Genomic DNA, 3634 nt, shown 5'->3' on the forward strand with positions numbered 1-3634 from the left:
CCAAGCGGGGCCGTCCATACATGACGATCATCATCGGCATATGCGATTGCCCTGCGCAGTGGGGGAGAGGTGGCGAGCCCGAAGGGCGAGACGGAGAGGGGGTGGTGCTTGGCAACGGCCCAAGCGGCAAGCCCTCAAGGCGGTAGTCACCGCACCAAAATCGCCCTGAGATCGTTGACGTTGGTCCCCGTCGGCCCCGGCACGAACAGGTCGCCGGCGGCGCTGAAGGCGGTCCAGGCATTGTTGGCGGCGAGCAGCGCCTTGGCGTCGGTGCCGGCGGCGCGCATGCGCGCCACGCTCGCGCCGTCGGCGAAGGCGCCGGCGTTGTCCTCCGAGCCATCGATGCCGTCGGTGTCCGCCGCAAGCGCGTGGATGCCGTCGAAACCGTCGATGCCGATGGCGAAGGACAGCAGGAACTCGCTGTTGCGCCCGCCCTTGCCACCCTTGCCGCGCAAGGTGACGGTGGTCTCGCCGCCCGACAACATCAGCACCGGCCGGGCGAAGGGACGGCCGCGCAGGGCGACCTCGCGGGCGATCGCGGCATGGACGGAGCCCACGTCGCGCGCCTCGCCCTCGATCGAGTCCGAGAGGATTACCGCCTCGACGCCGTGGCGGCGGGCCTCCTCGGCAGCGGCTTCGAGCGACACGGCGGCGGAGGCGATGACATGCACCTCGTTGCCGGCGAAACGGTTATCGTCCGGACGCGGCGCGTCGGCGCCTTTCGAGCGCAGATGCGCGGTCACGGCGTCCGGCAGGCTCATGCGGTAGGCCTCGACGATGGAGAGCGCCTCCTCGCGCGTCGCCGCGTCCGGCACCGTCGGGCCGGAGGCCACCAGCGCGGGATTGTCGCCGGGAATGTCGGAGACCACCAGCGACACGACCTTCGCCGGCCAGGCGGCGGCGGCGAGGCGGCCGCCCTTGATCGCCGACACATGCTTGCGCACCGTGTTCATGGCCGAAATCGGCGCGCCGGAGGCGAGTAGCGCCTCGTTGACGGCGATCTCGTCGGCCAGCGTGAGCCCTTCAGGCGGCGACGGCAGCAGCGCCGAACCGCCGCCGGAGACGAGCGCCACGACGAGATCGTCCCCGGTCAGCCCTGAAACCGCCGACAGCAGGCGGCGCCCGGCGCGCAGGCCGGCTTCGTCCGGCACAGGGTGCGCGGCTTCCAGCACCTCGATGCGCTCGCAGGTCGCGCCATAGCCGTAGCGCGTCACCACGACGCCCTCGATCGGCCCGTCCCAGGCCTTCTCGAAGGCGGCGGCCATCTGGGCCGAGCCCTTGCCGGCGCCGATGACGACGACGCGGCCCTTCGGCTTCGCCGGCAGGTGCTTGCGGATCGTGAGCTCGGGGTCGGCGGCGGCGACCGCCGCCCTGAAGATCGATGTGAGAAGGGAGCGCGGCTCGGCGGTCATGGCTTTACTCGCTGGGATCGACGGGCGGTGATCAGCTTGCGGCGGTCGGCAGGGCCAGCGCCTCATGGTCGAGGCCGAGATGGGCGCAGAGGGCCTCGACCACGACGGCATGGTCCTGCCGCTCCGGCAGGCCGGAAACCGCGATCGCGCCGATGACGCCGGCGCCCTTGACGGCGATCGGGAAGCCGCCGCCGGCAAGCACATAGTCGGCCGGGTCGAGCCCGTCGCCTGGCGGAAAGGTGCGGTCCGGCCGGGCCTTTTCCAGCACCATGCGGTAGGTGCTGCGCTGGAAAATGCGCACGACGTTGCGCTTGCGCCGCGCCCAGTTGGGGTTGGAAGCGGTCGATCCCGGCAGGGCGGCGTAGAAGAGCGGGCGGTCCCAGAGCTGGATGTCGATGACGATCGGCAGTTTTTCCGCCAGCGCCCGGTCGCGGATGCGGGAGCCGAGCGCAAAGGCGGTCGTCTCGTCGAAGGCGTCGAAGGCAAGCGCGGCTTCCTGCCGGGCGATTCTGGCTATGTCTTCCGCAGCGGCCATGACAATCCTTGCAAAAATTTCGGCAAGTCACCGGCTGGAAGCACCGGCGACGGATGACGTTTGCGTGATCGGCTCCGACGCGGAGGTCTCACACCGGCGGGGAAAAGTAAACCGCCTGCCGGGTCAGGTCGCTTGAAAGGTCGGCGCACGCTCCGAGGATTGCCTATGCCTGGACGGCCAGATCGCTCTTGGCCGGGCGGCCCGCGATATAAACCTCGCGCACGGCGCGGTCGTCGCCCAGCGTCTGCAGCAGGAACAGCTCCTCGGCCAGCGTCGCGACGGTCTCCATCCTGAGCCGCATGACCGGCGTGGCGCGTGAATCGAGCACCGCGATGTCGGCGTCGGTGCCGGGCTCCAGCGTGCCGATGCGCTCGGTGAGCGACAGCGCCTCGGCATTGCCCAGCGTCATCTGCCAGAAGGAGGCGAGCGGGTTCAGCTTCTCGCCGTTTAGCGCGATCACCTTGTAGGCCTCGTCCATGGTGCGCAGCATCGAATAGCTGGTGCCGCCGCCGACGTCGGTCGCCGTGGCGATGCGCAGCGGGTTTTCGCGGGTGCGGAAACGCTGGTAGTCGAACAGGCCGGAGCCGAGGAAGAGGTTGGAGGTCGGGCAGAAGACGGCCACCGAGCCGGATGCCGACAGGGCGTCGGCCTCGCGTTCCGACAGGTGGATGCAGTGGCCGAACAGGCTTTTTGCGCCGAGCAGGCCATAGTGTTCGTAGACGTCGGTGTAGTCCCTGGACCAGGGATAGAGTTTTTGGGTGAAGGCGATCTCGGCGAGGTTCTCCGACAGGTGCGTCTGCATGTGCAGGTCGGGATGCTCGCGCATCAGCGCCTGCGCCATCTCCATCTGCTCGGGCGACGAGGTGATGGCGAAGCGCGGCGTCACCGCATAGAGCTGGCGGCCTTTGCTATGCCATTCGGCGATCAGCGCCTTGCTGTCGTCGTAGCCGGACTGCGGGGTATCGAGGACGCCGTCCTGCGCGTTGCGGTCCATCATCACCTTGCCGGCGACGTTGAGCATGTTGCGGTCGTGCGATTCGGCGAAGAAGGCGTCCGCCGATTCCTTGTGCACCGAGCAGTAGGCGACCACGCTGGTGGTGCCGTGGCGGATCAGCTCCTCGAGGAAGAGCCGGGCGATGCGGCGGCCGTGCTGGGTGTTGCGGAACTTCGACTCTTCCGGGAACGTGTAGGTGTTCAGCCAGTCGAGCAGCTCGGCGCCGTAGGAGGCGATGATCTGCATCTGCGGCATGTGGGCGTGGCAGTCGATGAAGCCGGGCAGGATGAGATGCGGCCGGTGGTCGACGATCTTTACGCCATCGCCGGCCTGCGCCTTTACCTGGGCGAAGGGGCCGGCGGCGGCGATCCTGCCGTCGCGGAGGAGCAGGCCGCCGTCCTCCTCGTAGCGGCAGGCGGCGAGGTCGTCGGGGCCGTCCGGCCAGCGCCGGAAGGTAAGGGTGCGGCCGCGAAGCAGGGTGGAGGTCATGCTGCGGCCCTTTCCTTCTTGCCAGGCGAGATGCCCCCTCCACCGCCTTCGGCGGTCCCCCTCCCCCGCTTCGTAGGGGAGGAACCGACGCTGCGGCCGTCCACGCCCTTGATCCTCCCCCGTTTACGCAGGGCTATCGCATATGAGTTGTATCGGAGGGGCAGACAGCTCTGCGTCGTCATTCCGGGGCCGCGCAGCGGAACC

General features: G+C 69.0%; 3 protein-coding genes. All 3 read right to left on the reverse strand.

The features are described 5' to 3' along the window. Window positions 1-146: 146 nt before the first annotated feature. The 3 genes from AC5JDC_RS17625 to guaD all read right to left on the reverse strand — a co-directional run bounded on the left by AC5JDC_RS17625 (window position 147) and on the right by guaD (window position 3430). A complete protein-coding gene (locus AC5JDC_RS17625) occupies window positions 147-1412 on the reverse strand; it encodes a glycerate kinase type-2 family protein (protein WP_495843176.1) in 1266 nt (421 codons plus the stop codon). A 31-nt stretch (window positions 1413-1443) separates the two neighbouring features. Further along, the gene (locus tag AC5JDC_RS17630) at window positions 1444-1947 is read right to left on the reverse strand and encodes a heme-degrading domain-containing protein (RefSeq protein ID WP_495843178.1); all 504 of its coding nucleotides are present in this window, start codon (window positions 1945-1947) and stop codon (window positions 1444-1446) included. 163 nt (window positions 1948-2110) lie between these two features. Continuing rightward, a complete protein-coding gene (gene guaD, locus AC5JDC_RS17635) occupies window positions 2111-3430 on the reverse strand; it encodes a guanine deaminase (protein WP_495843180.1) in 1320 nt (439 codons plus the stop codon). Window positions 3431-3634 lie beyond the last annotated feature (204 nt).

Source organism: Kumtagia sp. (assembly GCF_059502445.1).

Coding starts and splice junctions, on each gene's coding strand:
- AC5JDC_RS17625 (WP_495843176.1), bottom strand. CDS start 1,412: ATGACCGCCGAGCCGCGCTCCCTTCTCACATCGATCTTCAGGGCGGCG.
- AC5JDC_RS17630 (WP_495843178.1), bottom strand. CDS start 1,947: ATGGCCGCTGCGGAAGACATAGCCAGAATCGCCCGGCAGGAAGCCGCG.
- guaD (WP_495843180.1), bottom strand. CDS start 3,430: ATGACCTCCACCCTGCTTCGCGGCCGCACCCTTACCTTCCGGCGCTGG.